This window comes from Pseudomonas sp. NPDC089547 (assembly GCF_050280665.1).
GTDB lineage: Bacteria > Pseudomonadota > Gammaproteobacteria > Pseudomonadales > Pseudomonadaceae > Aquipseudomonas.
In genome coordinates this window covers 100,954-126,284 of sequence record NZ_JBNNVS010000015.1, presented here as the reverse complement: position 1 = coordinate 126,284, position 25,331 = coordinate 100,954, and the positions used below count along the sequence as shown (strand labels likewise).

The 25,331-nt window shown below is 63.8% G+C and carries 25 protein-coding genes; 9 read left to right on the top strand and 16 right to left on the bottom strand.

Going from position 1 to position 25,331, the window contains the following annotated elements; translation table 11 throughout:
- Positions 1-309: 309 nt before the first annotated feature.
- Complete coding sequence (locus ACQKPZ_RS13330; RefSeq protein ID WP_427538668.1) at positions 310-1,092, bottom strand: IclR family transcriptional regulator; 783 nt, start codon at positions 1,090-1,092, stop codon at positions 310-312.
- A gap of 174 nt (positions 1,093-1,266) precedes the next feature.
- On the opposite strand from ACQKPZ_RS13330, the gene hmgA reads away from it, so the two are divergent.
- The 3 genes from hmgA to maiA are packed head-to-tail and all read left to right on the top strand — an operon-like array spanning position 1,267 to position 4,509.
- On the top strand, positions 1,267-2,568 hold the full coding sequence (gene hmgA, locus ACQKPZ_RS13325; protein ID WP_427538665.1) for a homogentisate 1,2-dioxygenase: 1,302 nt from the start codon (positions 1,267-1,269) through the stop codon (positions 2,566-2,568).
- A 3-nt stretch (positions 2,569-2,571) separates the two neighbouring features.
- Positions 2,572-3,864: a fumarylacetoacetase gene (fahA, locus tag ACQKPZ_RS13320; protein WP_427538663.1), complete on the top strand. Its 1,293-nt coding sequence runs from the start codon at positions 2,572-2,574 to the stop codon at positions 3,862-3,864.
- 12 nt (positions 3,865-3,876) lie between these two features.
- On the top strand, positions 3,877-4,509 hold the full coding sequence (gene maiA, locus ACQKPZ_RS13315; RefSeq protein ID WP_427538660.1) for a maleylacetoacetate isomerase: 633 nt from the start codon (positions 3,877-3,879) through the stop codon (positions 4,507-4,509).
- Here maiA and ACQKPZ_RS13310 read toward each other — a convergent pair.
- On the bottom strand, positions 4,503-5,309 hold the full coding sequence (locus ACQKPZ_RS13310) for a SirB1 family protein (protein ID WP_427538657.1): 807 nt from the start codon (positions 5,307-5,309) through the stop codon (positions 4,503-4,505). The two genes, maiA and ACQKPZ_RS13310, sit on opposite strands and share 7 nt — an antisense overlap.
- A gap of 124 nt (positions 5,310-5,433) precedes the next feature.
- Between ACQKPZ_RS13310 and ACQKPZ_RS13305 the strand changes: the two genes are divergently transcribed.
- The gene (locus ACQKPZ_RS13305) at positions 5,434-6,453 is read left to right on the top strand and encodes a Leu/Phe/Val dehydrogenase (protein WP_427538654.1); all 1,020 of its coding nucleotides are present in this window, start codon (positions 5,434-5,436) and stop codon (positions 6,451-6,453) included.
- Between the two features lie 97 nt (positions 6,454-6,550).
- On the opposite strand, the gene ACQKPZ_RS13300 is transcribed toward ACQKPZ_RS13305, so the two are convergent.
- A complete protein-coding gene (locus ACQKPZ_RS13300) occupies positions 6,551-6,814 on the bottom strand; it encodes a YebG family protein (RefSeq protein ID WP_016489064.1) in 264 nt (87 codons plus the stop codon).
- Between the two features lie 576 nt (positions 6,815-7,390).
- Between ACQKPZ_RS13300 and ACQKPZ_RS13295 the strand changes: the two genes are divergently transcribed.
- Positions 7,391-7,861 carry a phosphate-starvation-inducible protein PsiE gene (locus ACQKPZ_RS13295; RefSeq protein WP_201207815.1) on the top strand — a complete coding sequence of 157 codons (471 nt, stop codon included), beginning with the start codon at positions 7,391-7,393 and terminating at the stop codon, positions 7,859-7,861.
- Between the two features lie 3 nt (positions 7,862-7,864).
- On the opposite strand, the gene ACQKPZ_RS13290 is transcribed toward ACQKPZ_RS13295, so the two are convergent.
- Positions 7,865-8,155, bottom strand: a complete 291-nt coding sequence (locus ACQKPZ_RS13290; RefSeq protein WP_391127432.1) for a DUF3509 domain-containing protein — start codon at positions 8,153-8,155, stop codon at positions 7,865-7,867.
- 143 nt (positions 8,156-8,298) lie between these two features.
- Between ACQKPZ_RS13290 and ACQKPZ_RS13285 the strand changes: the two genes are divergently transcribed.
- Complete coding sequence (locus tag ACQKPZ_RS13285) at positions 8,299-10,257, top strand: pilus assembly protein TadG-related protein (RefSeq protein WP_427538651.1); 1,959 nt, start codon at positions 8,299-8,301, stop codon at positions 10,255-10,257.
- On the opposite strand, the gene ACQKPZ_RS13280 is transcribed toward ACQKPZ_RS13285, so the two are convergent.
- Together ACQKPZ_RS13280 and ACQKPZ_RS13275 are read right to left on the bottom strand one after the other, a co-directional pair.
- Positions 10,242-12,887 (bottom strand): ATP-binding protein, encoded by a 2,646-nt coding sequence (locus tag ACQKPZ_RS13280; RefSeq protein ID WP_427538648.1) that lies wholly within the window; start codon positions 12,885-12,887, stop codon positions 10,242-10,244. The two genes, ACQKPZ_RS13285 and ACQKPZ_RS13280, sit on opposite strands and share 16 nt — an antisense overlap.
- A complete protein-coding gene (locus ACQKPZ_RS13275) occupies positions 12,884-13,327 on the bottom strand; it encodes a TadE/TadG family type IV pilus assembly protein (RefSeq protein WP_391127442.1) in 444 nt (147 codons plus the stop codon). The genes ACQKPZ_RS13280 and ACQKPZ_RS13275 overlap by 4 nt, the downstream gene beginning before the upstream one ends.
- Positions 13,328-13,403: 76 nt before the next feature.
- Between ACQKPZ_RS13275 and ACQKPZ_RS13270 the strand changes: the two genes are divergently transcribed.
- On the top strand, positions 13,404-13,826 hold the full coding sequence (locus ACQKPZ_RS13270) for a prepilin peptidase (RefSeq protein WP_427538671.1): 423 nt from the start codon (positions 13,404-13,406) through the stop codon (positions 13,824-13,826).
- A 99-nt stretch (positions 13,827-13,925) separates the two neighbouring features.
- Here ACQKPZ_RS13270 and ACQKPZ_RS13265 read toward each other — a convergent pair whose 3' ends face one another.
- The 8 genes from ACQKPZ_RS13265 to cpaB are packed head-to-tail and all read right to left on the bottom strand — an operon-like array spanning position 13,926 to position 21,332.
- Positions 13,926-14,189 carry a DUF3613 domain-containing protein gene (locus ACQKPZ_RS13265; protein ID WP_427538645.1) on the bottom strand — a complete coding sequence of 88 codons (264 nt, stop codon included), beginning with the start codon at positions 14,187-14,189 and terminating at the stop codon, positions 13,926-13,928.
- Between the two features lie 15 nt (positions 14,190-14,204).
- On the bottom strand, positions 14,205-14,906 hold the full coding sequence (locus ACQKPZ_RS13260) for a tetratricopeptide repeat protein (protein ID WP_427538642.1): 702 nt from the start codon (positions 14,904-14,906) through the stop codon (positions 14,205-14,207).
- Positions 14,907-14,916: 10 nt separating this feature from the next.
- Positions 14,917-15,804, bottom strand: coding sequence for a type II secretion system F family protein (locus ACQKPZ_RS13255; protein WP_427538639.1), 888 nt, complete (start codon positions 15,802-15,804; stop codon positions 14,917-14,919).
- Positions 15,805-15,806: 2 nt separating this feature from the next.
- The gene (locus ACQKPZ_RS13250) at positions 15,807-16,688 is read right to left on the bottom strand and encodes a type II secretion system F family protein (RefSeq protein WP_427538636.1); all 882 of its coding nucleotides are present in this window, start codon (positions 16,686-16,688) and stop codon (positions 15,807-15,809) included.
- Positions 16,685-17,941, bottom strand: coding sequence for a CpaF family protein (locus ACQKPZ_RS13245; RefSeq protein WP_391127457.1), 1,257 nt, complete (start codon positions 17,939-17,941; stop codon positions 16,685-16,687). Before ACQKPZ_RS13245 ends, ACQKPZ_RS13250 begins: the two co-directional genes overlap by 4 nt.
- Entirely contained in the window at positions 17,938-19,128 is a 1,191-nt protein-coding gene (locus ACQKPZ_RS13240; protein ID WP_427538633.1) for a pilus assembly protein, read from the bottom strand. The genes ACQKPZ_RS13245 and ACQKPZ_RS13240 overlap by 4 nt, the downstream gene beginning before the upstream one ends.
- Positions 19,125-20,363, bottom strand: a complete 1,239-nt coding sequence (locus ACQKPZ_RS13235) for a type II and III secretion system protein family protein (RefSeq protein ID WP_427538630.1) — start codon at positions 20,361-20,363, stop codon at positions 19,125-19,127. The genes ACQKPZ_RS13240 and ACQKPZ_RS13235 overlap by 4 nt, the downstream gene beginning before the upstream one ends.
- Positions 20,364-20,381: 18 nt before the next feature.
- Positions 20,382-21,332 (bottom strand): Flp pilus assembly protein CpaB, encoded by a 951-nt coding sequence (cpaB, locus tag ACQKPZ_RS13230; RefSeq protein ID WP_427538627.1) that lies wholly within the window; start codon positions 21,330-21,332, stop codon positions 20,382-20,384.
- Positions 21,333-21,625: 293 nt separating this feature from the next.
- Here cpaB and ACQKPZ_RS13225 point away from each other — a divergent pair, with 293 nt between their 5' ends.
- Both ACQKPZ_RS13225 and ACQKPZ_RS13220 read left to right on the top strand, forming a co-directional pair.
- Positions 21,626-21,796 (top strand): Flp family type IVb pilin, encoded by a 171-nt coding sequence (locus tag ACQKPZ_RS13225; RefSeq protein WP_427538624.1) that lies wholly within the window; start codon positions 21,626-21,628, stop codon positions 21,794-21,796.
- Positions 21,797-21,817: 21 nt separating this feature from the next.
- Positions 21,818-22,225, top strand: a complete 408-nt coding sequence (locus tag ACQKPZ_RS13220) for a response regulator (protein ID WP_427538621.1) — start codon at positions 21,818-21,820, stop codon at positions 22,223-22,225.
- Positions 22,226-22,311: 86 nt separating this feature from the next.
- On the opposite strand, the gene ACQKPZ_RS13215 is transcribed toward ACQKPZ_RS13220, so the two are convergent.
- Together ACQKPZ_RS13215 and fecA are read right to left on the bottom strand one after the other, a co-directional pair.
- Positions 22,312-22,659, bottom strand: a complete 348-nt coding sequence (locus tag ACQKPZ_RS13215) for an HPF/RaiA family ribosome-associated protein (protein ID WP_427538618.1) — start codon at positions 22,657-22,659, stop codon at positions 22,312-22,314.
- 309 nt (positions 22,660-22,968) lie between these two features.
- Positions 22,969-25,293 (bottom strand): TonB-dependent Fe(3+) dicitrate receptor FecA, encoded by a 2,325-nt coding sequence (fecA, locus tag ACQKPZ_RS13210; RefSeq protein WP_427538615.1) that lies wholly within the window; start codon positions 25,291-25,293, stop codon positions 22,969-22,971.
- Positions 25,294-25,331 lie beyond the last annotated feature (38 nt).

Below are 25,331 nucleotides of genomic sequence, written 5' to 3'. Positions count from 1 at the left end.
TCAAGGTGATCAAGCGGATGGCTTACGGCTACCGGGACAGCGAGTTCTTTTTCATGAAGATCAAGAATGACTTTCCCGGCAATCCGTGAAGAACCAAAAAAAAAGGCCGCTGCAAGCCGCAGCGGCCAATCGAGACGTCAGATCAAGGAGCTTCAAAATCTACGTCGGTGAACCTCGCAGGCCTGAAGAGCGGGGGGGAAGAGCTCTTCATGCCGTGCCAGTGAGTTAAGAATAAGCGCTTGATCCTGTGGGAAAAATAGCCGCTTATGACATTCACCTTTACGTATCGGGCAATAGTGCCGCAGGCGCTCAGGCGGCCGGCGAATAGCCCATGCGCCAGCTGGTTTCCCGCGCTGCCGCCAGCAGCCGTTGCGCCGCCGGGCCATGCTCGTCGGCGTGAAAAATCGACGTCGGCCCGACCACGGTCATCACGGCAGCGATCTGCCCCATGGCATTGAACACGGGCGCCGAAAGCGCATCCACGCCCGGCATCAGCAGCCCGTGCACATGGTGCAAGCCACGTTCGCGAATGCCCGCCAGAACCGCCTGATAATCATCGGCACCTTGCTGCAAGGTGGCCAACTCCCGGTCACGCAATTCCACGGTCTCGCGCTCGGGAAGGTAGGCGGCGAACACCAGGCCTGTGGACGAGGTGAGCAGCGGCAGCACCGAGCCCATCTGCGTAACCACGGTCACTGCACGCACCGCCGGCTCAATGCTGACCACGGTCGCACCCTGGTTGCCCCACACCGCAATGAAGCAGCTCTCGTTGAGCTCGTCGCGCAGTTGCGACAACGGCAGCGCGGCAATCTTCAATACATCGATGCTGCCCAGCGCCGCCAGCCCCACCCGCAATGCTTCGCGGCCAAGGCCGTAATGGTTGGTGGCCGCATCCTGTTCGGCAAAGCCGCTGGCAATCAGCGCCTGCAAGTAACGGTGCACCTTGCTCGCTGGCATTTGCACATGCTCGGCCAGGCGTGACAGCGAGGTGGAAGGGGAGAGTTCGGCAAGGGCTTTGAGGATGTCGGTGCCGACCTCCGCCGAGCGGACTTTCTGCTTGCCGTTGTCGGCGGGGGAGCTGGCTTTGGCCATGAACATCTTCTTCCGGATTCTTCGAGTCGCGCCTTTATAGCTTGACGCCAGGCGCGTAGCAAATTACGTTATTCGTAATTCGATTACGATAAAAACAATGCAGACGCGCTGTCACCCCACACCGGGTCAGCAGCCAACTGCCAGCAACGGCTCGGCCAGAGCCCGGAGGCATCGATGAATCGCGACACCTCACCCGACCTTCATTACCTCAGCGGCTTCGGCAACGAATTTGCCAGCGAAGCACTGCCAGGCGCCCTGCCGGTCGGGCAGAACTCGCCACAGAAGGCGCCTTATGGGCTGTATGCCGAGCTGCTTTCGGGCACGGCGTTCACCATGGCCCGCAGCGAGCTGCGCCGTACCTGGCTGTACCGCATTCGCCCGTCGGCTTTGCACCCGCGCTTCGAGCGCCTGGCGCGTCAACCGCTGACCGGGCCGCTGGGTGCCATAAACCCGAACCGCCTGCGCTGGAGCCCCCAGCCGATTCCTGCAGAGCCAACCGACTTCATCGAAGGCTGGCTGCCGATGGTGGCCAACGCCGCAGCGGAAAAACCGGCTGGCGTGAGCATCTACATCTACCGCGCCAACTGCTCGATGGAGCGGGTGTTCTTCAACGCCGATGGTGAACTGCTGCTGGTGCCGGAACAGGGGCGCCTGCGCATTGCCACGGAACTGGGCGTGATGGAGGTCGAGCCGCTGGAAATCGCGGTGATTCCACGCGGCATGAAGTTCCGCGTTGAACTGCTCGACGGCCAGGCCCGCGGCTATATCGCCGAAAACCACGGGGCGCCGTTGCGCATTCCGGACCTGGGCCCGATTGGCAGCAACGGCCTGGCCAACCCGCGCGACTTCCTCACCCCGGTAGCGCACTACGAAGAGGCCGAAGGGCCGGTGCAACTGGTGCAAAAATTCCTCGGCGAGCATTGGGCCTGCGAACTGCAGCACTCGCCGCTGGATGTGGTTGCCTGGCACGGCAGCAACGTACCGTACAAATACGACCTGCGCCGCTTCAACACCATCGGCACCGTCAGCTTCGACCACCCTGACCCGTCCATCTTCACTGTGCTGACGTCGCCCACCAGTGTGCATGGCCTGGCCAACATGGACTTCGTGATCTTCCCGCCGCGCTGGATGGTGGCGGAGAACACCTTCCGTCCGCCATGGTTCCACCGCAACCTGATGAACGAGTTCATGGGCCTGATCAACGGTGCCTACGATGCCAAGGCCGAAGGCTTCCTGCCCGGAGGCGCCTCGCTGCACGGGGTGATGAGCGCCCATGGCCCCGATGCCGAAACGTGCGAAAAAGCCATCGCCGCCGACCTGGCGCCGCACAAGATCGACAACACCATGGCCTTCATGTTCGAGACCAGCCAAGTGCTGCGCCCGAGCCTGCAAGCCCTCGAATGCCCGCAATTGCAGGCCGACTACGATAGTTGCTGGGCCACCTTGCCGAGCACCTTCAACCCGAACCGGAGATAACCCATGAACCACACTGCCAATGCCCGTAGCTGGGTCGAGCACGCCAACGGGCACAGCGACTTCCCGCTGCAGAACCTGCCTTTGGGCATCTTCAGCCGGCCGGGTGAGGCCAGGCGCTGTGGCGTGGCCATCGGTGACGCGATCCTGGACCTGGAGGCGGTGCTGGCCGCCGGCCTGTTTGACGGTGCCGCCAAGGCTGCTGTCGAAGCCACCCGGGGCGGGGCGCTGAACGCATTCTTCGCATTGGGCCGCAGTGCCCGTGTGGCGCTTCGCGAGCGCTTGCAGGTGCTGCTGGGCGAGCACAGCGAACACCAGGCGGCCTTGAGCGCTGCCCTGTATCCTGCCAGCGCCTGCCAGCTGCATGTGCCAGCGCAGATCGGTGACTACACCGACTTCTACGTAGGCATCGAGCACGCCAAGAACGTGGGCAAGCTGTTCCGGCCCGACAACCCGCTGCTGCCCAACTACAAGTATGTGCCGATCGGTTACCACGGCCGCGCCTCCACCATTCGCCCGTCCGGCACCGATGTGCGCCGCCCCAAGGGCCAGACCCTGCCGGCTGGCCACACCGAGCCAAGCTTCGGCCCTTGCGCCCGCCTGGACTACGAACTGGAACTGGGCATCTGGATTGGCCAGGGCAATGAAATAGGCCAGGCGATCCCGATCGGTGACGCCGCCGAGCACGTGGCTGGCCTGTGCCTGCTCAACGACTGGTCGGCACGTGATATCCAGGCGTGGGAATACCAGCCATTGGGGCCGTTCCTGTCCAAAAGCTTCATTTCCACGATCTCGCCCTGGGTGGTCACAGCCGAAGCGCTGGAGCCGTTCCGCTGCGCCCAGCCGGCTCGCCCGGAAGGTGACCCGCAGCCACTGTCGTACCTGCTGGACAAGCGCGACCAGGCCGCCGGTGCTTACGATATCGAACTTGAAGTGTTGCTGCTGACCGAGCGCATGCGCGAACAAAGCGTTGCCCCGCACCGCCTTGCCCTGAGCAACACCCGCAACATGTACTGGACGGTAGCGCAGTTGGTAGCGCACCACAGTGTCAACGGCTGCCAGCTACAATCGGGCGACTTGTTCGGCTCGGGCACTTTGTCGGGCGCCACGCCGGGTTCGTTCGGCAGCCTGCTGGAGATCACCGAAGGCGGCAAGCTGCCGGTGGAACTGGCCAACGGTGAGGTGCGCAAGTTCCTCGAAGACGGTGACGAAATCATCCTGCGTGCCCGCTGCACGCGTGACGGCGTGGCCAGCATCGGCTTCGGCGAATGCCGCGGCACGGTCATCGCGGCCAACTGAGGAGGGGCGGGTATGGAGCTGTACACCTATTACCGTTCCACCTCGTCCTACCGGGTGCGCATTGCCCTGGCACTGAAGGGGCTGGCTTACCAGTCCCTGCCGGTCAACCTGTTGCAGGGTGAGCAGCGCGGGGCGGGCTATGTTGCCGTCAACCCGCAGGGCCGCGTACCGGCCTTGCGCACTGACGGCGGTGAATTGCTGGTGCAGTCACCCGCGATCATCGAGTACCTGGAAGAGGTTTATCCACAGCCGGCACTGCTGCCGGCTGCGGCAGAGGCGCGCGCCAAGGTCCGTGGCGTGGCAGCAATCATCGGTTGCGACATTCATCCGTTGCACAACGTCAGTGTTCTCAACCGGCTGCGTCAGGCCGGGCAGGACGAGGGTCAGGTCAACCAGTGGATCGGCCATTGGATCAGCCAGGGCCTGGCGGCGGTGGAGCAACTGATTGGTGATCATGGCTATTGTTTCGGTGACCAACCGGGGCTGGCGGATGTGTACCTGATCCCGCAGCTGTATGCCGCCGAACGTTTCAACATCGACCTGGGCGGCTTCCCGCGTATCCTTCGGGTTGCCGCACTGGCGGCCGGTCACCCGGCGTTCGCCAAGGCCCACCCTGCCCAGCAGCCGGACAGCCCGGCTCAGTGAAGCGAACGGTTCGCCGTCGGAAGCTTGCCGATACGTTCGGACAGCTTCAGGCGCTGGACCGGGTCTTCCGTCAGCAGTAACGCATGCTCCAGGTCGAAGCGCTCAGCCTGCGGGCAATCCAGATGCTGGTACAGCGAGGCGCGGGTTACGTAGTCGCTGACCTGTACCGGGCCCAACTGCATGATCCGCTCGGCATCGATCAAGGCGGCCAGGTGGTCGTCGTTGCTGATGTGCAACTGGCGCAGGTTGCGTGACAGCCGTTGCAGCATTTGCAGCGGGCTGGCAGTGCGCATGTGCTCTGCCGTCAGTGCAACGTGTGGGCCGAACTGGCGTGCCAGCAGCTCACGGCAATCGTTGGGGTACAGGCGCCGGCCACCGCAGGGGTCGAGCAGGTGGTCGGCACCCGGCACGCGCAGCAGGAAATGGCCAGGGAAGCCCACCCCCTCCAGCGGAATGGCCAGGCGCGCGGCCAGCTCCAGGGCAAGAATGGCCAGGGTAAGCGGTTGGCCACGGCGGCGTTGCAGCACCTTGTCCATCATCGCCGCCTGCGGGCGCAGGGGGTGGTATTCATCCTGCTGGAAGCCCAGCGCATTGAGCTGGCGCAGCAGCGGCTGGGCCAGTTCGCACAGCGGTAGCATCGGCAAGTTGGTACTTGTTTCCCGTTGCAGGGCGTGCAGCGTGGCAAGGCTGGCCGCGGGGTCGACACTGCGGTCGTGCTCGGCGGCAATCCACAATGCGGCTTCCAGCAGGGCGACAGGCTCGCGTTCCAGGCAGGCCAGGCAGGCTTGACGTGGCTTCATGGGGGCTTCTCCACACACGCTTGAGTATTAGCCGTGGCGCGTGGTTTCGTCCAGTGGTCCGGCGAAGGCGCCAGCGCCGGGGCCGTGCCTATACTGGAGAAAGCACCTCATGGGGGGCCTGTCGATGTTCGCACTGATGCAAAGCACCCGTACCCAGTCCTTGCACCTGTTCAATGACCCGGCTACGGGCCTGAAAGCGGTTGTGGCGATTCACAGTGAGCAACTGGGCCCGGCCATGGGCGGTTGCCGTTACCTGCCGTATGCCGATGACGAAAGCGCCATGACCGACGCCATTCGCCTGGCCCAGGGCATGAGCTACAAGGCTGCACTGGCGGGCTTGCCGCTGGGTGGCGGCAAGGCAGTGATCATGCGCAACCCGCATGTGGAAAACCGCGCCGCGCTGTTCGAGGTATTCGGCCGCTTCATCGATACCCTGGATGGGCGCTTCATCATTGCCGTGGACAGCGGCACCTCGACCCTGGACATGGACTGCATTGCCCAGAGCACTCCCCATGTGACCAGCACCACGGCCTCGGGTGATCCCTCGCCGCACGCGGCTATGGGGGTATTTGCCGGTATTCGCGCCACATCCTACGCACGGTTGGGCAGCTACAACCTCGAAGGCTTGCGGGTGGCGGTGCAAGGGCTGGGCAATGTGGGCTATGCCTTGGCCGAGCAACTGCATGCAGCGGGGGCGGAACTGCTGGTCAGCGACCTGGACCCTGGGCGGGTGCGGCTGGCGGTGGATCAGTTCGATGCAAAACCTGTGACCAACGATGCGTTGATCAGCACGCCATGCGACATCTTTGCACCCTGCGGCGTAGGGCCGGTGCTGAACGGGCAGAGTGTGATGCAACTGCGTTGTGCGGCAGTGGCAGGGGCGGCAAACAACCAGCTGACCACCTTGCAGGTGGCCGACCAGCTGGAGTCGCGGGGGATACTGTATGCGCCCGACTACGTGATCAACGCCGGAGGGCTGATATACGTGGCGCTGACACATCGTGGCGCAGACCCGGGCACCATCACCGCGCACCTGGCGCGGATACCTTCACGGCTGACCGAAGTGTTTGGCCATGCGCAGGCGGAAAAGCGTTCGCCGGCGCGGGTGGCGCAGATGTTGGCGGAGCGGTTGCTTTACGGTTGAAGTTCTATGTTGGCTTCTTCGCGGGCTCGCCCGCTCCCACATGAAATCGCGATCTCCTGTGGGAGCGGGCATGCCCGCGAAGCCAGCGGCGCCGATGTCACTCGGCTGCACCACCCTCGAGCAATTCGGCCAACGCATCCGGCTGGCTCTTGAACGCCCGGGCGAACACATCGCGGTTCTTGGCCATGTAGATACCGGCTTCCTCAACCTGCTGCTCAGTCAGCGATGGCACTGCCTTGTGCAGCACTTCGGCCAGCCGCTCGGCCAGTTCGAGCATTTTGTCGTGACGGTCTGCTTCGGCCTTATCCATGAACAAGCGCTCCGGGTCGCGGCTGCTGCGGTACACCACTTCGACGGCCATTCATCACCTCTATGCCTTTTTGCTGGTTGCGTTGCGGTTTACTGTATGGGTGTACAGTAATGGCAATGTTGGTTGGTTCGCAAGCAGAAATTGTAGTCGCGGCGATTGGCGGGTGTCGGGCGCTACATTTTTTGCGCCTGTGAGATCGAGCGCCGCCCGCGCGGCGCTTCGCGGGGCAAGCCCGCTCCCACATTTGTTGCAACGTGCCAAACCTGTCAGGCCATGGTTGCCTGCCTGGTTGGACCGACTCGATTTCCCGACTGGCGCTGCTGCCGCCCCACCTGCCTTAAGACATGCACCAAGGCTGACAACGCCTCTCCCACAGGCATGGCCACGTTGCAACAAATGTGGGAGCGGGCTTGCCCCGCGAAGCGCCGCGCGGGCGGCGCTCGGTTTCACAGGCGCCAAAACCGTCACGCCGAACACCCAGCAGCCTCCACACATTCCACCATGCCTCAAAGTGCCCTGCGGCAATCGGCCGCCTTCCAAGCCAAGGGCCTGGCCCTTTAACTGCATGGCACAAGCGTCACACCGGTGACGCATCATCCTTAAAGACGTATCGGGGAATGGAACATCGTGAACATCAAATGGGCAGACAAGCTACGCAAGGGCCTGCATGGTTCGGCCGACTCGTTGGGCAACCTGTGCGTCGAGGCCTTCCATTACCTGGCGCTGTTCGGCATCGGCGCAATCACCGCCTATGCAGCGGTGGTCACCTTCCTGGACATGCTCGGCAAGGGCGGGATCAGTGTCGATGACATCCTGCTGCTGTTCATCTACCTGGAGCTGGGGGCCATGGTCGGCATCTACTTCAAGACCAACCATATGCCGATCCGCTTCCTGCTGTACGTGGCGATTACCGCGCTGACTCGCCTGCTGATCGGCGATGTCTCCCACCACAAGGCGCCGGACGAAGGGCTGTTGTACCTGTGCGGGGGCATCCTGTTGCTGGCGTTCTCGATCCTGGTGGTGCGCTACGCCTCGTACCGCTACCCGTCGACCAAGGTGCTGGATGCCAACGGCAAGGAAGTGGAGGAGGGCAAGTAGCCCTCAGTTGGCCAGGAAGGGGCGCGGCTCGTGACGGGCGTCGCGGGTTAGCGCAGCCAGCACCTGCATGGGGTTCTGGCTGAGTTCGATGGCAAGCCCCAGGCGAATGCTGTCGATCACCCGCTGCAGGCGAACAGGGTCGTTGCGCTGGGCCTGGGTAATGAGGCGCTTGGCGACTACGCCGGCGTCGTCGGAGAGGGTGAGCATGATGCTGCCGTCGAGATTGGCAATGCTCAGGTTGACCCGATATTCCGGGGCGAATGCAGCGCTGATTCGGTCGAAAGGGTTATTCATGCCTGGAGGGCCTGCAAAGTTTGTGTGCAGAAGTTGACCGGCCTCTGCCGGGTTTGTTCCTGACGGGCAATTAGCCACTATCGCGACTACACTCCTTGAATCGCAGCCGCGATGCATGGCCAATGGCCGGCAAAGGAGTGCCCGTGGTTCCCTCATCTGCTGCCCGTCAGCGAGGCGCAATTGGCCTCATGGCGGTGGTTACTCTGGGCCTTGCCCTGTTGTTCATGCTGGTGGTGCTCGACAGCGGCCGCCTCTACCTTGAGCAGCGCAAGCTGCAGCGCATTGCCGACATGTCGGCGCTGGAGGCTGCAGGCCAGTTTGCCGTGTGCACCGGCAGCGGGCCGCAGGCCACGGCTATCGCCCGAGTCGCCGCCACACGCAACGGCCATGCTCCCAGCAACCCGCTGACGGCCAGTTGCGGGTACTTGCAGACCGGCGCCAACAGCCTGCGTACCTTCACCAGTGACAACAATCGCAATGAAGCCATCCGGGTAGATGTGAGCAACACGGTGGCGACCAGCGTTGCGGCAGGGGTCTATGGCCTGGTGCAGGGTGGCGGGGTGCCGCTGACCACGACCTTGCAGGCGCATGCGGTGGCCTCGTCGCCCATCCCGCCGCAGGCGATGCTGAGTATTCGTACTACGCTGGCGACCGTGGATTCGCGGCAGTCGGTGTTGCTCAATGCCCTGCTGAGCGCCTTGGGCGGTGCTGTTCAGCTCGACCTGGCCGGCTGGCAGGGCATTGCCAGCACCCAGCTCAACTTGCTCAAGTACCTTGACCAGTTGGCTGTGGACCTGAACCTCAAGGCCGGTGACTACCAGCAACTGCTCACGGCCAACGCCACCGCGACGCAATTGCTGCAAGCGGCGGTGAAAGTTTTGCAGCAGAGCGGCGCGGCGGCCAGCGTGGTGACCAACCTGGGCAAGCTGGCATTGGGCGCCAGCAACAGTACGCTGCTGCAATTGGGGGATTTGCTCGATATCCAGAACGGCACTGCGCAGGCCGGGCTGGATGCCAGCATCCAGTTGCTGCAACTGGTGCAGGGGGTGATACAGCTGGCGGTCAGCGAAAGTGCGGCAACGGTGGATCTACCTATAAGCGTGCTGGGGCTGGTCAATGGGCGGGTGCGCCTGAAGGTAATCGAGCCGCAGCAGATCTCGGCGGTGGGCGACCCTCGTACGGATGAATTACGGGTGCATACGGCGCAGGTGCGGGCGATGATTTCGCTAGAGCTGCCGTTGCTGGACACGGTGTTCGGGCTCGCTAACGCGGTACTCGACCTGGTGTCACCACTGACCAATGTGCTCAATAATCTGCTCAGCCTTAATCTCGCCAGCACCTTGCAATCGGTGCTTTGTCTGGTGGGCATACCCTGCACGGTCAGTGACATTGTTCTGGTACCGGACAAACTGTCGCTGGACATCGGGCTGGAAGTCGCCGAGGCAACTACGCGGCTCAACCCGCAATCGCCGGATACGTTCAGTTGCTCGCCCAAGCGGCTGACGACCCAGACACAAAGCTCAGCTGCCAAGGTAGCGGTCGGGCGTTTCGAGTCTGCCAATGCGTTCTTCACCAATGGCACCACGGTGGTCAAGGCATTGCCGTTGGTAGACATAGGTACAAAGCGATGCACCCGGCTTTTGATACTGCCTGCGGTGTGTGATGCCCGCGTTCCCTTCGTGGGTGGCGGCCTGGGCCTGCGCGTCAACAGCAAGGTACTGGGCAGCGGTGCCGTCGAACGCCCGCTGATCTTCCAGGCGCCCAACAGCACGCCGCCAAACATCGGCCTTACCCCCGCTTACCAAAGCATGCAAACCGCCAACAACAATGTGGTCGGCAGCCTCACCGACACCTTGCAAGGCATACAGCTGGAAGCCTACAAACCCACCGTCAATAGCGGCCTGGGCGATGTGCTGGTGATCGTCGGCAACGTGCTCAGCGGCGTCAAAGGCATTGTCGAGCCCTTGATCAAGAACCTGCTCAGCCCCTTGCTCGACCCTTTGGTTAACGGGCTGCTCAAAGCCCTGGGCATCGACCTGGTCAACGCCGATGTCGGGGCCAACCTCAGTTGCTCCGGCGGCCGCGCTCAGCTGGCGCTGTAAAGCGGCAACCACACCCGCAAGCACGCACCCTCGTCGCTGTTGTGCGCCTCCAGCCTGCCGCCCATGGCCCCGACAATACTGTGGCTGACCGACAAGCCCAGGCCGGTGCCCAGGCCGGCGGGCTTGGTGGTGAAGAAGGGTTCGAAGATGCGCTCCAGCAGGCGCGGGTCGATGCCGCCACCGTTGTCCTCCACCACCAGGCATAACTGCCCCGCCTCGACGCGTTGGCTCACCCGGATCCGCGGCTTGGCAACCTGCCGTTCGAGCAACGCATCACGGGCATTGACCATCAGGTTGATCAGTACCTGTTCGAGCTGGTCTTCATGGCCCAGCACTTCCGGATACAGGTCGGGTTCTTCGATGTGCAAGGCCACGCCTTTACCGCTCAACCCTTCCGCCAGCAACCCCTGTGCACCGTGCACCGCAACCCAGGCAGCAAAAACCTGTTGCTCCACTTCCGAGCGGCGCCCATAGCTGCGCAGATGCTCGACCAGGCGCGCAACACGTTCGACCTGGGTATCGATGCGTTGCAGCTTGCCCGTCACGTACTCGGCATCGACCACGCCGCTTTCCAGGCGCTTGAGGGTGTTTACCAGCGCCAGGCGCATGGTGCTCAAGGGCTGGTTGATTTCATGCACCAGGCCGGTCGCCAGTTCGCCTAGCGTGGCCATCTTGGCCCCTTGCAGCAGTTGCCGCTGGCTGTGGCGTACTTCGGTGTTGTCGCGCCCCACCGCTTGCACTTCCTGCAACTGGCCGTGCTCATCGAACAGGCCACGCTCGGCCCATACCCACCAGGCTGTTCTACGCCCAGGCAATTGCAGGCAGATTTCGGCGCTGGCCAACGGCTGCTCCGGGGTCAACCGCGCCAGGCGCTGGAGAAAGGCCGTACGCTGGGTGTCGGACAGCCACTGACCAAGGTTCATACCCGTCAGTTGCTGCGCTGTGCACTCCAGCTGTTGGGCAAGCGGGTGGTTGCCGAACAGCAGTTCAAGGTCTGGGCGATAGCGGCAGATGATGGCGGGTGAGTCTTCTACCAGCACCCGGTAGCGCTCCTCGCTTTGACGTACCCGCTCGGCCGCCTCGGTCGCTTCGCTCACATCCAGCCACAGGCCCACGGCCTCCACAGGCTGGCCAAGGTCGTCACGCAACAGGCGGGCTTCGTCCAGTACCCAGTGGTAGCCGCCAAGGTGATCGCGCAGGCGGTAGCGGCTGCGCACCTGGCCGTCGCGCAACAACGAGCGGGTGCGCTCCAGCCACAACCAGCGGTCTTCGGGGTGCAGCATCTGGCTGGGTTGGCGGGCCTGTTCGCTGTCGGGCGCCCAGCCCAGCAGCGGGGTCAGGCTGGCGCTGAAAAATTCACTGTGCAGAGCGCCCTCGCTGTAGCGCTGTATGTAGATGACGGCGGGCGAACTGGCGATCAGGTTTTCGAGCCGGGCGCGAGCGGCCGCAGCCTGTTGTTCCTGGGCCTTCAAAGCGGTGATGTCGAGCATGAACCCCTGTACCTGGCGGCCTTGCAACTGGCCTGCCCATTGCAACCAGCGCGGGCTTGCCGGGTTGTCGGCCGGCAGCAGGCGCACATTCAGGTTCAAGGCAGTGCCTTCGCGCAATTGCTCCAGCGCCATGCGTGCGGCTTCACGGTCGGCAGGGTGCAACCGGCCCAACCACTGTTCGGCAGTGGCTTCACAAGGTACCCCCAGGCGCAAGGCCAGGGCCGGGTCGAACTGCAGCGGCCCCTGCAAGGGCCATGACCAGCAGCCTGCCCCCAACTGCTTTTGCAGTTCATTCAAGTGATGTGAGCGTTGCTGCAACTGGTGCTGGCGCAGGCGGCTGAGCAGGGGCTCGATCAATGCTTGCAGCAGGGGGCTGACTGTTTCGCTGGCCGGTGGCTGTTGCGCCCCCGCGCACAGCAACCAGGCCTGCACGGCATGGCCGTGCAGGTAGGGCAGCACCAGCAAGGGCAAGCCGGCGCACGATGGCTGCAACAGCGGGTTGTCAGCAGCCACTTGCCGGGCCCGCGGTGACAGCGTTTGCAGCCAGGGGCGCAAGCGGTCGTCGTCTGCCCAGGGCCATTCGCTGTTGCTGCAAGCGTAGGTGTACCAACCGCCATCGCCCGGCAGCATCAGGCGCAGCGAGCCGGCATGCCAGTGCTCCGCCATCTGCTGCAACTGTTCGGCCACGGTCGGCTTCAGGCGTTCCAGGTCGCAGTCACGCAGGGCACGGCCAAGCTGCGTTGCCAGTTGCTGCTGGGCCAGGTGCTGGCCTTGTTGTTCGCGCTCGCCCAGCAGGTCACCGATGTCGAACAGTTGCAGCAGCCAACCATCGGCCTGTCGCAGCAGCCAGCCCCGGGTGCGCAGGGCGGCGCCGTGTACGGTGGCAAAGTCCAGGTCCAGCGGCTGCCCCTGCCAGTCGGCAGGCGGCCCTTCAAGCACAAGCCAGCTATGGCGTTGCAAGTAGTCATGCACGCGGGGAGCGTTGTGTGCACAAACCGGTAGCACCGTGCGCAAAGGCCCGGCCAGGCGCTGTACCTGCCCCTGATCATCCAGCCACAGCTGCAGCCCCACCGCTGGCGGGGCGGGCGCTGTCTGTTCGGTAGCCTGGCCACCCAGCCAACGATCGAACATGCCGCTCATAGCTGCAGGCTCGCTTCGGCCCGCAGGCGATCGGGCAGCTGCGGCACTTCACCGATCAGCGGCAGTACCAGCATCGGCAGTACGTTGGTCAATTTGGTCTTGGGGTAGTTGATGGTCACAGTCAGCAACTTGTCGGCGCCCAGGGTCACCTGGGCGTCGCTGGCGGCCTGGAAGTTGAACGCAGAGGGCATCCACTGCAACTGCTGGCTGATGACCTGGCGGGCCAGGTTCTGCACATCGGTGCTGTAGCTGGCGCTGTCCGGGTCCAGGGCTACGCAGCGGCGCACAGCCTCGGCGCTGGCCTGGTTGAATGATTGCAGCATCAGCATGGGCAGGGTGTAGCTGACCAGGCCGTAGAACACGGCGAAAAAAATCATGAACACGGCTGCGAACTCAATGGCCGCTGCGCCTTTCTGCCGTTTTGCCGGGCCTGCTTTCATCGATTGCGTCTACCCTGACGATGAGTCCTGAGTAACAGCATAGAACCGATCGTTGAACAGGGATGGCCAATTGCCTATACATAGCCTTGCATTGCTTGTCTGGCTGGCGCTGTGCGCCGGGCAGGATGCCCGGGAACGGCAGATTTCCAATGTGCTGACGCTGGGGGCCGGCGCCTGTGCGCTGGCCTGGTTGCTGGCCACCGGGCAGACCTGGCTGGGTGCCCACGGCAATGATGCCGCACTGGCGTTTGCCGTTGTCCTGCTGCTGACGCTGCCCGGCTACGCGCTCGGCCAGTTCGGGGCCGGCGACGTCAAGCTGCTGGCCGCACTGGCCCTGGCCACCAGCCTGGATCACGTACTCGGCACGTTTATCGGTGCCGGTGTGGCACTGGTTGTCTGGCAACTGGTGCGGCGCAAGGCGCGCCAGCCTGGGGAGAAAAAGCCGTTTGCGCCGTGCTTGCTGGCAGGCTTTGCCGTTTCGCTTGCCTGGGTTGGCTGATGATCCTCAAGGTTTGCGCGCAGAAGCACATATTGCCGGGGCTGCTTCGCAGCCCTTTCGCGACACAAGGCCGCTCCTACAAGGGGCTGCGTATGGCGGTTAGTTGTTGCGCTCGGTCATCTTGGTCCAGCGGTAGAAGTCCGGGATTTCGTACTTGTAGGTATCCAGCCAGCGCTGCATCGACTGGTCGCGTTCCCGCGCGGTCTGCACTTGCAGGCGGCGGGATGCCTGCTCGCCGCTGGATTGCACGCGCAGCAGCCTTTCGGTGGGCGTTTCGTCCTGTGCGGTTTGCCGGGGGTATTCCTCGGCCTGCAACGCCGCGCTGCCTACACAGCAGGCCAGTACCATCACGTACCTGATCATGATCACCTCCGCGTATCAGTTGACCATCACGTCCGGGGCTTTGGCTGACGCAATCGGGCCTCGGCCGCCAGCCTTGATCCGGTTTGCCCGCGCCTGGGCTTCGGCAAACTGTCCGGCCTTTAGCTGCAGCCGGCCTACCAGGTCGGTGGCTTGCTGCCAGTTGTCCTGCACCAGCGCCAAGGTCACCAGGTTGACCGCCGGCAGTGCGTTGTCGTCCTTCAGTTCGATGGCGGTCAGCAACTCGAAGCGTGCCTGCTCATAGCGCCCCAGGTTCATCAGCACTACGCCAAGGTCGTTGCGTACGCGCTCGTCGGTAGGGGCAAGCCGCACTGCACGCTGAAGGTTCTGCAAGGCTTGTATGTCGTCGCCCCGGGCCGAGGCCAACTGGCCCAGGCCGTGTTCGCCCTCGGCGGCCAGGCAACCCCCGAGCAGGCTGCGGTACAAGGGTTCGGCCTCGCCAAGGCCAAGCAGCCGCGACACTTTGGCCTTGCGCAGGCGCACCTGCTCCAGCGAATCCGGCAGTTGCTGCAGGTGGGCAAGGCTGGCGTGCGGGCGCCCGTCGTTGAGCATTTCGTCTGCCAGGTTCAGCGCCAGTTGCTGGTCTGCGTCGGGCTTGCTGCAACTGCTGGTGGCGAACAGCTGGCGCAACCCTTCCGGCTGTTGCCCGGCACATCCGGTCAACAACACCAGGCTCGCGCACAACAGGATGGTCTTCATCAATCACTCCTCATGGGCTCAATGCCCGCGCCAATGCAGAAAAGCCCGGCCCGGCGAGCACGATAAGCAACGCCGGAAACAGGAACACCATCATCACGGCCGACATCTTTGCCGACATCATCGAGACCCGCTCTTGCAGGCGGGTAAGGCGGCGGTCATCAAGCAACGCCTTCAGGGCCTGCAACGACTTCATCGCGCCGCTGCCCTGTGCCAGCAACTGGCGCAGGATCACGCAGGTATCGGTGAACTCGTCCACCGCCAGCAGCTGTGCGACCTTTTCCAGCTCGGGGCCCAGTGCCATGCCTGAATCCACCCGTTGCAGCACCTGGCGCAGCTCTGCGCTTATGTTCGGGATCAGCGACTGCCCTTCGTGGCTCAGCACGCGTAGCGCCTGCTCAACGGCAAGGCCGGTCTCGAAGAGAATTCGCAGCAAGGGGATCAACAGGCTGACCTCTTCCGCGATGCGTTGCTGACGACGTGCCGCAGCCAAGGCCAACAGGCGCTTGGGCAGCAGGTAACCGACGCCCAGTGCGCACAATGGCCAGACTACCCAGCTGGCTGCGGCATTGCCCTTGAAGCCCTGTTGCAACAGCAGCGTCATCGCCACTGCCAGCAGCGGCAGGCCCAGTTGAACGGCGGCAAACAGGGCGCGCTGGCGGCTGCGGCGCCAGCCGATACGTTCGAGCAGCGCCTGGCTTTCGCTGTCGAATCTCTGTAGCCGCTGCCCCCATGGGCTGCTGCCAAGCCAGTGCAGCCAGTCGCCCAGGCGCTCGTCGCGGGCCAGCCGCCCCTGCAGCCGGCGGGCCACCAGGGCCCGTGCGCGCCATTGGCGAACCGCCTGCAGCCCAAACAGGCTGGCGGCAACGAACAGGCACAGGGCGCAGATCAGCAAGGCCATGGTCACAGGCTCCTCATCATGCGCCACAGCACCAGGCAACCGACCACCTGCAGGGCGAAAGCCATCAACAGCATCATCTGGCCGCTGCTGTCGCGCCACATGGCCAGCAGGTAATGCGGGTTGGCCATCATGAAGTAGCCGACCATTGCCAGTGGCAATGAGCCGAGGATGATTGCAGTGATGCGGGTTTCACCGGTCATCGCCTTGAGCTGGCGCGCACCTTGCTCCCGCTCGCGGATCAGTTTGATCAGGTTTTCCATCAGCTCGCTGGCATTGCCGCCATAACGCTGGTTGATGCGCAAGCCTAGGGCGAACAGCCGCAGTTCATCCTGCTTGTGCAGTTCGGCCAGCTCGCTCACCGCGTCCTCCAGCGCCACGCCCAGCTGCACGTTGCGCCGCACCCGCGCCATGGTCGAGCGCAGGGGCTCGCGGCTACTGTCGATGCCACCCAGCACCGCGTCATTGAGGGTGCGGCCGGCCTTGAGGCTACGCACGCTGTAGTCCAGCAGGCTGGGCAACTGATCGACGATCTGGCGCATCCGCCGCCGGCTTTGCCAGCTCAAAATCAGGTACGCAAGGCTTGGCAGGCCAATCAGCAGCATCAATGCAGCCACCCAGCCGGCTGCGATCAGCGCCAGCAGCACCACGCCCAGCCACGCCAGCAACCAGCGCTGTGGCTCGAACTCGACAGTCCCCAGGCCGGCGCGCTGCAGCAGGGCGTCCAGCCATTCGCGCCGGGCGGTACCATTGCGCACAATGCTGAACGCCCGCCCCAGGCGTTGCAGGATGCGCTCTTCGTGCCGCTTGTACAGGCCACGGCGCAACAGCAACAGGGCCACGCCCAGCAACAGCGGCGACAGCGCCAGCAGCAAGGGGCCGGTCACAGCACGCCCTCTGCGCGCAGCTTGCTGCCCGCCGGGTTGGGTGCCTCGCGCAGAAAGCTATCGCCGCCACGGCGATCGAGGCGGAACAGGGTGTTGGTCACGTACACCTCATCGCGCACGCCGACCACTTCCAGCACCTCGCTGACGCAGCGTCGGCCATCAGGCAGCCGGGTCAGCTGGATCACTACGTCCAGCGCCGCGCAGACCATTTGCCGCAAGGTCTTTTCGGCAATCTGCCGGCCGCTCAGGCCGACCAGGGTTTCCAGGCGCAGCAGCGCATCCTGCGCGGTGTTGGCGTGTACCGTGCTCATCGAGCCATCGTGGCCGGTGTTCATCGCGGTCAGTACATCAAGCACTTCGCTGCCGCGGATCTCGCCCAGGATGATGCGGTCGGGGCGCATGCGCAGGGCGTTGCGGATCAGTTCGCTGGCCTTGATTTCGCCATGCCCTTCGGCATTTGGCGGGCGGGTTTCCAGGCGCACCACGTGGGGGTGGTGCAATTGCAGTTCGGCGACGTCTTCGATGGTGACCAGGCGTTCGCGCGGCGCGATCATCTGGCTGAGGATGTTCAGCAAGGTGGTCTTGCCAGTGCCGGTGCCGCCGCTGACCAGGATGTTGCAGCGTTTGCCCACGGCGCGTTCGAAGAAGTCGAAGATGGGCTGGTCGATGGCGCGGGTGGCCAGCAGGTCGGCACTCTTGAGCATGTCCTGGCGAAACTTGCGGATCGACAGGCACGGGCCGTCCAGTGCCACCGGCGGAATGATCGCGTTCACCCGGCTGCCATCGGGCATACGGGCGTCGACCATGGGTGACGATTCGTCCAGGCGCCGGCCGAGCGGTGCCAGGATGCGCTGCATCACCCGCTCCACATGGTGGGCATCGATGAAGCGCAGGTCGGTCTGCTGCAACAGGCCAGCCCGCTCCACGAACACCCGGTGAGGCCCGTTTACCAGAATTTCGGTGACGGTCACGTCACGTAGCAACACCTCCAGCGGGCCAAAACCGGTCAGCTCATCCACCAGCTCTTCGGCCAGGCGCTCCATTTCGTAGCGCGACAGGGCCAGGCGCAGGCGCGCGACGTAATCGCCTACCTGCTCCAGCACGAACTGGGTCAGGGCAGGCCGTGCGCCTTCGAGCAGGTTGCGGCCGCTGTCCTCGATGGCGTCGATGGCAAAGCGGTGCAGGGCACGTTTAAGCGCATAAGGGTCGCCGGAGGCGTGTTGCTGGCCGCCAAAGGGTTGGTCATTGTTCATTTGCTCCCCCAAAGCCGTCGCAACCAGGTAAAGGCCGGTGGTGAGAGGTTTTCCGAGCGCCGTGCCAGGCGTTCGCCCAGGCCGCGCAGGGCTTGGGTGAGGTTTTCACGCGGGGCCAGCTCGAACAGGCTCAGGCCCTGGTTTTTCACGTTCAGGCGCACTTCGGGGCTGTAGGGGATGGCCTTGAGCAAGGGCAGCCCATAGCGTTTGGCCAGGGTATCGGCGTCGGGTGCAACGTTGTTCAGGTAGCGGTCCACCAACAGGCTGGCGTGTTCCAGTTTCATGCCGTGGTCGCGCCACAGGTCGAGCACTTCCAGGTTGCGCCGGCAGTCGAGGATGTTCTGGTCGGTGTAGACGATCAGTTTGTCGCAGTGGCTTACCAGCGTGCGCAGGGCCTCGCTGTCGGCATGCCCGGTGAGGTTCACGACGATGTGCTGGAAGTGCTGGCGCAAGGCACTCAGCAGCATGTACAGCTCGGCGGCACTGGTTTGTTGCAGTGGGTCGTCGGCTTCGGCGTAGGTCAGCAGGCGCAAGCCTTTCTTGTCGCGGGTGAATGCGCTGTCGATCAGTGTGGTGTCGAGGCGGCGCAAGTGGCGCAGGGCGTCGCCGAAGAAGAAAGAAGCCTCCAGGCCGAGCAGTGCCAGGCTGTCGCCGCGCGGCAGGCCCAGGTCAAGCAACAGGGTTTGCTGGCCGCTTTCCTGCACCACCCGGGCGAGGTGGGTGGTGAGCAATGCGCCGTCGGCACTGGTTTGTACGCCGAACAGCACCGTCAGCCCGCCGAGGCTCGGGTTGCTGGTGACCGCCGGCATGCGCTTGCCCAGGCGCCGCACCAGCCCGGCCACTTCGCTGGCACGCGAGCCATAGGCCACGAAGTCGCGGGCGCCAGCGCGCATGGCATGCAGCACCAGCTGGTTGTCCATGCCATCGCCAAGGGCGACGATCGCCAGCATCGGCCTGGCCTCCAGCACCCCCTCGATCAAGGCGCACTGGCTGACCAGCTGTTCGCGGTCCAGGCCGATGAACATCAGGTTGCTGAACGTGGCATTGACCAGCGCCAGCAGCTCGTCGAGGCTGCCGGCACTGGCACCGATCACCTGGCCTTGTGGTGCCAGTGCGCCCTGCAGCCAGTGCAGGTCGTCTTCGTTGCGGGTGATGGCCAGAAAGGTGGGGTTCAGGCTCTCGTTCATTGGGAAAGCCCGCCCTTGCCATCGAAGTTGCCGTTCTCCAGGAAGAACAACCGCCCCCAGCTGGGGTCGTAAGTGCGCAGGTTCTCGCCCGGCAGTTGCGGCAGCCGTGCGTTGGCGGCCAGGGGCTGGACCAGGTGCGGGGTAACGATCATCAGCAGTTCGGTTTCTTCGCGGCGCATGGCCGAGTTGCGGAAGAACGCACCCAGTACCGGCAGGCTACCCAGGCCGGGCAGGCGGTCTACCGCGGAACGTGTGTTGTTGCTGACCAGGCCGCTGATGATGAAGCTTTCGCCATCGGCCAAGGCAATGCTGGTGTCGGTGCGCCTTACCGTCAAACCCGGCACCTGGGTGCCGGCAATGGTCACCACGTTGCTGTAGTCCAGTTCGCTGACCTCCGGCGCCACCTTGAGGGTGATCCTGCCTGGGCTGACCACGGTCGGTGTCAGCGCCAGGCGCACACCGAACTCTTTGTATTCGATCGACACGTTGTCGCTGCCCGCGCTGGGCACCGGGATGGGAATTTCGCCGCCTGCCAGGAAGCTTGCCGTCTGGCCGCTGAGCACGGTCAGGCTCGGGCGCGCCAGGGTGTAGGCGAAGCCGCTGTTTTCCAGGGCGTTGATCATGGCCAGGAAGCGGCTGCTGCCGCCGCCCCAGACGATGTTGAACACGGTGTCGTCGAGGGGGATCGACGGGGTTACGTTCGGCACCGAGCCGGGGCTGACGGACGTGCCGGGCACGGTCCCTGGCGAGCCGATCAGGCTATTGTTGGAGCCCTTGAAGAACAGCCGCGCACCGGCCTCCTTGTATTTGCTGCGGCGTACCTCCACGAAGCGGATATCGGCCTGCACCTGGCTGATCAGCTGTGCATCCTGTGACGGCAAGAAGCTGTCTTCGGCCATGTCGGCACTGGCCCGCCCTTTGACGAACACCATGGCCCTGTGGGGGGCCGGGGCGCATGCTGTCCATAGCATCAGCGAGGTATTGCCCTGGCCCACGGCGGTAATCACCACGCCGCGCTCTCCGCTGGCCTGCACATCGGCCACCTTGGGTTCGCCCACGGCAACCCGGGTGATGGTCAGCGGCAGGCGCAATTCCTGCTGCAGGCCCTGGTCGATCTCGATGACCGAGGGCAACTGGTTGAACGCTTCGCAGGCCTTGCCGGCCGCCTGGGCCTGGGGCAAGAGCACGGCCAGCAGCCCGCTACAACATGCTTGTCTGAAGAAGGAACTGCGCATCGCTGCATCCTTGCCGGGTCAGGGGGTCTTGGTCGTGTCGTCAGCCTTGGCGCCACGGATGATGTGCATGGCGGGTGCGGCGTTGCTGGTCGCCAGGTTGGCAGCGTTGGCCACCGGCGACTGGGACAGCTGGCTGAAGCGGTAGAGTTCGCGGTTGGCGGCTTCTACCTGCGGTTTGGCATCGGGCTCGGCCCAGTAGCGGGCCAGGCGCTGTTCATCGGCACTGCGGACGGCCAGGCGCAACGTGCCGGCCTGGGCAGCCAGCATCAGGCGGCTGGCCAGGGCCTCGGGCACCGCCAGCGCCACGGTGCGGGTGCCCGTGCTGTTCAGGCTGGCTTGTTCGCGCCGGGCTTTCTGCTCTTCGGCGGTTTGCGCCGGGCGGCCGTCGTTGGCAAGGCCCGTTTGCTCGCCGACGCTGAGCACGCGCAAGGCGGGTAACACGACCTGAGCGGAAGATTGCGGGTTGTTGGGTTCTTCACGCAGAAACAGCAGCACGTCCACGTAGTCGCCCGGGCGTAGTTGGCCGGCGGCCCCTACCACTTCGTCGACACCCACTGCCACGGCGCGCTCGTGGGCGCGGATCATTCGCGCCAGCGGCCCCCCAGCCTGAAAGCTCGAATCATCCAGCCAGGTACCTGCTGCCAGTGGCCTGGCGCTGGTGCGCCCGACCACCTGGGCGGTTTGCTGGTAGGCCCCGGCGGGGGCAACCTGAAGGCGCTCGACCAGCACATCGTCTTCGGTGACCGGTGTATTGGCAGGTAGCGCCTTGCGCAGCACGACCACGGCTGTGCGGGGCGGCTCGGGTGGCGTGGTGGGAGGTGGCGCGACGCCTACAACCGGTTGATCAGCCGTTGGGGCAACCGCCACGGGGGCCGGTGCAGGGCGACTGAGCACTACACCCCAGTAACCTGCCAATAGGGCTGCCAGCAGGAAGAACGCCGCCAGGAATAGGGTCAAGCGACTGCTCATCTCGGCCTCCCTGCACGCGTCGAGTGATGGCAAAAAGTTACTATTTCGCTATAGGACGGTAGCGCAGCCATCGCCGTTTGCCATGAGCCAGAGCGGTTTTTTTCGAAATTGTGATTAAGTCCAGCCAATACAGACAGTTAGCGATTTTGCTGTGGTTAATGCCTAGGTGTTAATGCCTTGTGATTAATCCTTTAATACATTTGCAGTCTGCGCTGGCTTGGCGATTCTTGGATGACAAATGGTGTCACTTTGATACCGCTGTAGCCGGCATGTACGCCGCAAGGAGCTGAGCCATGAAACTGTTCATTCTGCACTGCATGAATTTCCTGCATCGCAAGGATGGTGCATCCGGTATCGAGTACGCGGTCATTGCGACAATGGTCGCGGTGGTGCTGGCCGCCTTTGTCACGGATATCTCCACGGCCGTCAACGCTACCTTCACCACGATCAAGAACGCCCTTTGACGGTGACCAGGAGCCAACGCCATGCAGAGCGTTTCCTCGCGTCAACAGATCCTTTTGGTGGATGACGAGCAGGACGTTCTGCTGGAGTTGGCTGAACTGCTCGAGAACGAAGGCTTTGCCTGCCTGACCGCCACATCGGTAAAGGCTGCCTTGCAACAGCTTACCCGTTACCCGGACATTGCCCTGGTGATCACCGACCTGCGTATGCCGGGGGAAAGCGGCATTGGTCTGATCAAGCGCCTGCGCGACCATACGGCTCGCCAGCACCTGCCGGTGATCGTCATGTCCGGGCAGGCGGACCTGGACGATGTCAGTGATTTGCTGCGCCTGCAGGTGGTGGATTTCTTCCGCAAGCCGCTTTACCACGCGCGGCTGCTGACAACCCTGGAGAACCTGTTCCCGGTACCCAGGCTGAAGGTAGTGATTTGAGGGAGGGCTTGAATGGCCGTTAATAGCCCTTGATAGCTCTTAATAAAAAAAGCCCGGCACTTGGCCGGGCTTTTTCATTGTTGCGGTCAGGCCTCTGGGTCACTCAGTTCCAGGGCGCCGCGCTTGCTGCGCAGCTTGCCGTAGAAATGTTCCAGCGCGTGGTTGAGCTTGGTGGCGGCACCGTCGACTGCCTGGTCCACCGAAGTGGCAGTGTGGGTCACGGAAATCGGTTGGTGGCCTTTGGGGCGAGCCTCCATCTGGCAGCGTTTGTCATGCGGTCCGGGCTTGGCGCCGTTCTCGTCGCGCAGGTGAACCTCGATGCGGGTGAGGTCTTCTTCGTAACGTTCCAGCGAGTGCTGCAGTGTGCTGCGGACCCACTGGTCGAGCCGGGCATTGCCTTCGAAATGGTTGCTGCTGTTGACCTGGATTTGCATGATTCAATCCTTATTCAGCTTGCTCGCATGGAGGCGCGCCCAGGTCCTTGAGACCCTTGGAATTTCTGCGCCTCTTGACTCTAAGGTCAGGCAACTGGGAAACGAATTCAACCCCTTTTTGAAAATAAATTTCTTGTTGCAAATGGCCATTCTGGCAAAGCGATCCACTGTAGGAGCGGCCTTGTGTCGCGAAAGGGCCGCGAAGCGGCCCCGGCATTGTCGGCGGCGAAGCTGAAATCCTGGGGGCGCTTCGCACCCCTTTCGCGACACAAGGCCGCTCCTACAGGTACCCGTGCACCTCGGGTAGTATCAGAACTCTACGGATGTCTGCACATACAAGGTGCGCGGCTCACCCACATACTTGCCCTTGTTGTTGTCATCGTAAGAGCGCGTGTAGTACTCGCGGTTGAACAGGTTCTTCACGCCAACCGCCACTTTCAGGTTCGACAGCTGCGGGCCAAAGTCGTACCCGGCACGGGTGCTGACCAGCATGTAGCCGGGGATGCGCCCGGTGCTGCCGTCGGCGCTTTCGGTGCTGGTATTGGCATTGTCGGCGTACTGGCTGCTCTGGAAGCTGCCGTCCAGGTTCAACTGCCAAGGGCCTTCGGTGTAGCCCACGCCCAGGTTGCCCTTGTGGCGTGACGAGAACGGCACCTGGTTGCCTTTGTTCGGCCCGTCTTCGCGGATGGTGGCGTCCACGAACGCATAGCTGGCGTGCACGTCGAAGCCGGCCAGGGCCGGGCTCAGGCCGTCCAGTGCATAGCGGATGCTGGTCTCGATACCTTGGTGGCGGGTTTCGCCACGGGCGATGACCGAGTCGTTGGTCTGGTTGCTTTCGTACTGGTTGTCGAAGTTGATCAGGAAGGCGCCGATCTCGGCCTGCAGGTCGCCGCTGTCATAACGGGTACCCACTTCCCAGGTGCGCGCCTTTTCCGGTTTCACTTCGCCGCTGCTGACCCGGTTGGGCATCTGGCTGTACTGCACGCTGCCGAACGAGCCTTCGGTGTTGGCGTACAGGTTCCAGCTGTCGGTCAGGTGGTACATCACGTTCAGTGCCGGCAGCGCAGTGTTGTAGCTGCCCTGGTAGCGCTGGCCGTTGAGCTTGTTGCTCTGCTCGGAGTCGATCATCTCGTAGCGCACGCCGGGGGTAATGGTCCAGCGGCCGATGTCGATACGGTCATCCAGGTAGATGGCGTGGGCTTCGGTGCTGCCACGGGTGTCGCGGTCGTTGCGGCTGGCCGTGGTCGGCAGGTTGCCATTCAGCGGCTCGCGGAAGCGCAGTTCGTGGCCGGCTTCGTTGACATAGCGGTAGCCGATGCCCAGTTCGTGCCAGCTGTCGCCAAGGGCCAAGCCCTGCGAGAAGCGGGTTTCGATGCCGCGCACCCAGTATTCGCGTGGCGACAGCGAGACGAAGCTACCTTGGTCCAGGTAACCGCTGCGCAGGGTCTTGGTGAAGAAGCTGTTGACGCTGAACTGGCGGTCGTCCTGCTTGTAGTCGTAGCCGAAATTGAACAGGGTGCGGCGGCCCCAGAACTTGTCTTTCAGGCGCGTGGACTGGTACGGGTCGGCATCGAAGTCGGCCGTGCTCAGGCCGCCGGGCATGTCGGCTTCGCCCTCGTAGTACTGGGCCATGGCGTGCAGGCTGTTGGCTTCGTCCAGTTGCAGCTTGCCCTTGAGGATCAGGTCGTCGATCTGCGTGTCGCTGTGTTCGCGCCAATCACCACCGCGGGTACCGGAGTACAGCAAGGCGCCGCCCAGGCCGTTGGCGTTGGTGCCGCCGACCAGCAAGTTGGCGCTGTTCTTGAAACCATCGTGGCTGGAGGACGGGCTGATCTGGTTCTGCATGGCCGCCTTGAAGGTGGCCTCCTCGGGGATCGCCCGGGTGACGAAGTTGACGATGCCGCCAACGTTCTGTGGGCCGTAGCGCACCGCGCCGCCACCGCGCACCACATCCACGGCGTCCATGTTGCCCATGCTCAACGGTGCCAGCGACAGTTGCGGCTGGCCGTAGGGGGCGAAGGGCACCGGGATGCCATCCATCAGCACGGTGGAACGCGAGGCCAGGCGCGGGTTGAGGCCGCGGATGCCAAAGTTGAGCGCCAGGTCATGGCTGCCGGTGCCGTTGTTGTCGGGGGCGTTGACACCGGGGATGCGGTTGAGCACTTCGCGGGCAGTGGTCGCGCCGTTGCGCTCGAACTCTTCACGGCGCACCACGTCGCGGGCGCCGGGGTGTTCGAACACATTGTCCTGCTGCGCCTCGGCCAGCCAGTCGCCGACCACGGTGGAAGCGCCGAGCTCGACCGGGGCGTTGCCAGCGGGGCTACCGACGGGCTGCAGGCTGAAGGCGTTGTCGGTTTCCTGCCGCACCTGCAGGCCGCTGCCGCGCAACAGCACGTCGAGGCCTTGGCGCACATCGTACTGGCCGTCCAGGCCCTGGGTGCTGATGCCTTGGGTCAGTTGCGAGCCGAACGAGATCAGCGCACCGCTTTCGCGGCCGAACTGGTTGAGTGCGTCTTCAAGCGAGCCGGCGGCGATGTGGTAGCTGCGGGTTTCGGCATGGGCGGCGGGCATGGCCAGGCCAAGGGTGGTGGTGAGCAGCAGGGCGTGGAGCAGGGGGCTGGGGCGCAACGGCATGGGTCGGGTCCTGAAAGAGGGGTTCTGCCATGTCTGTC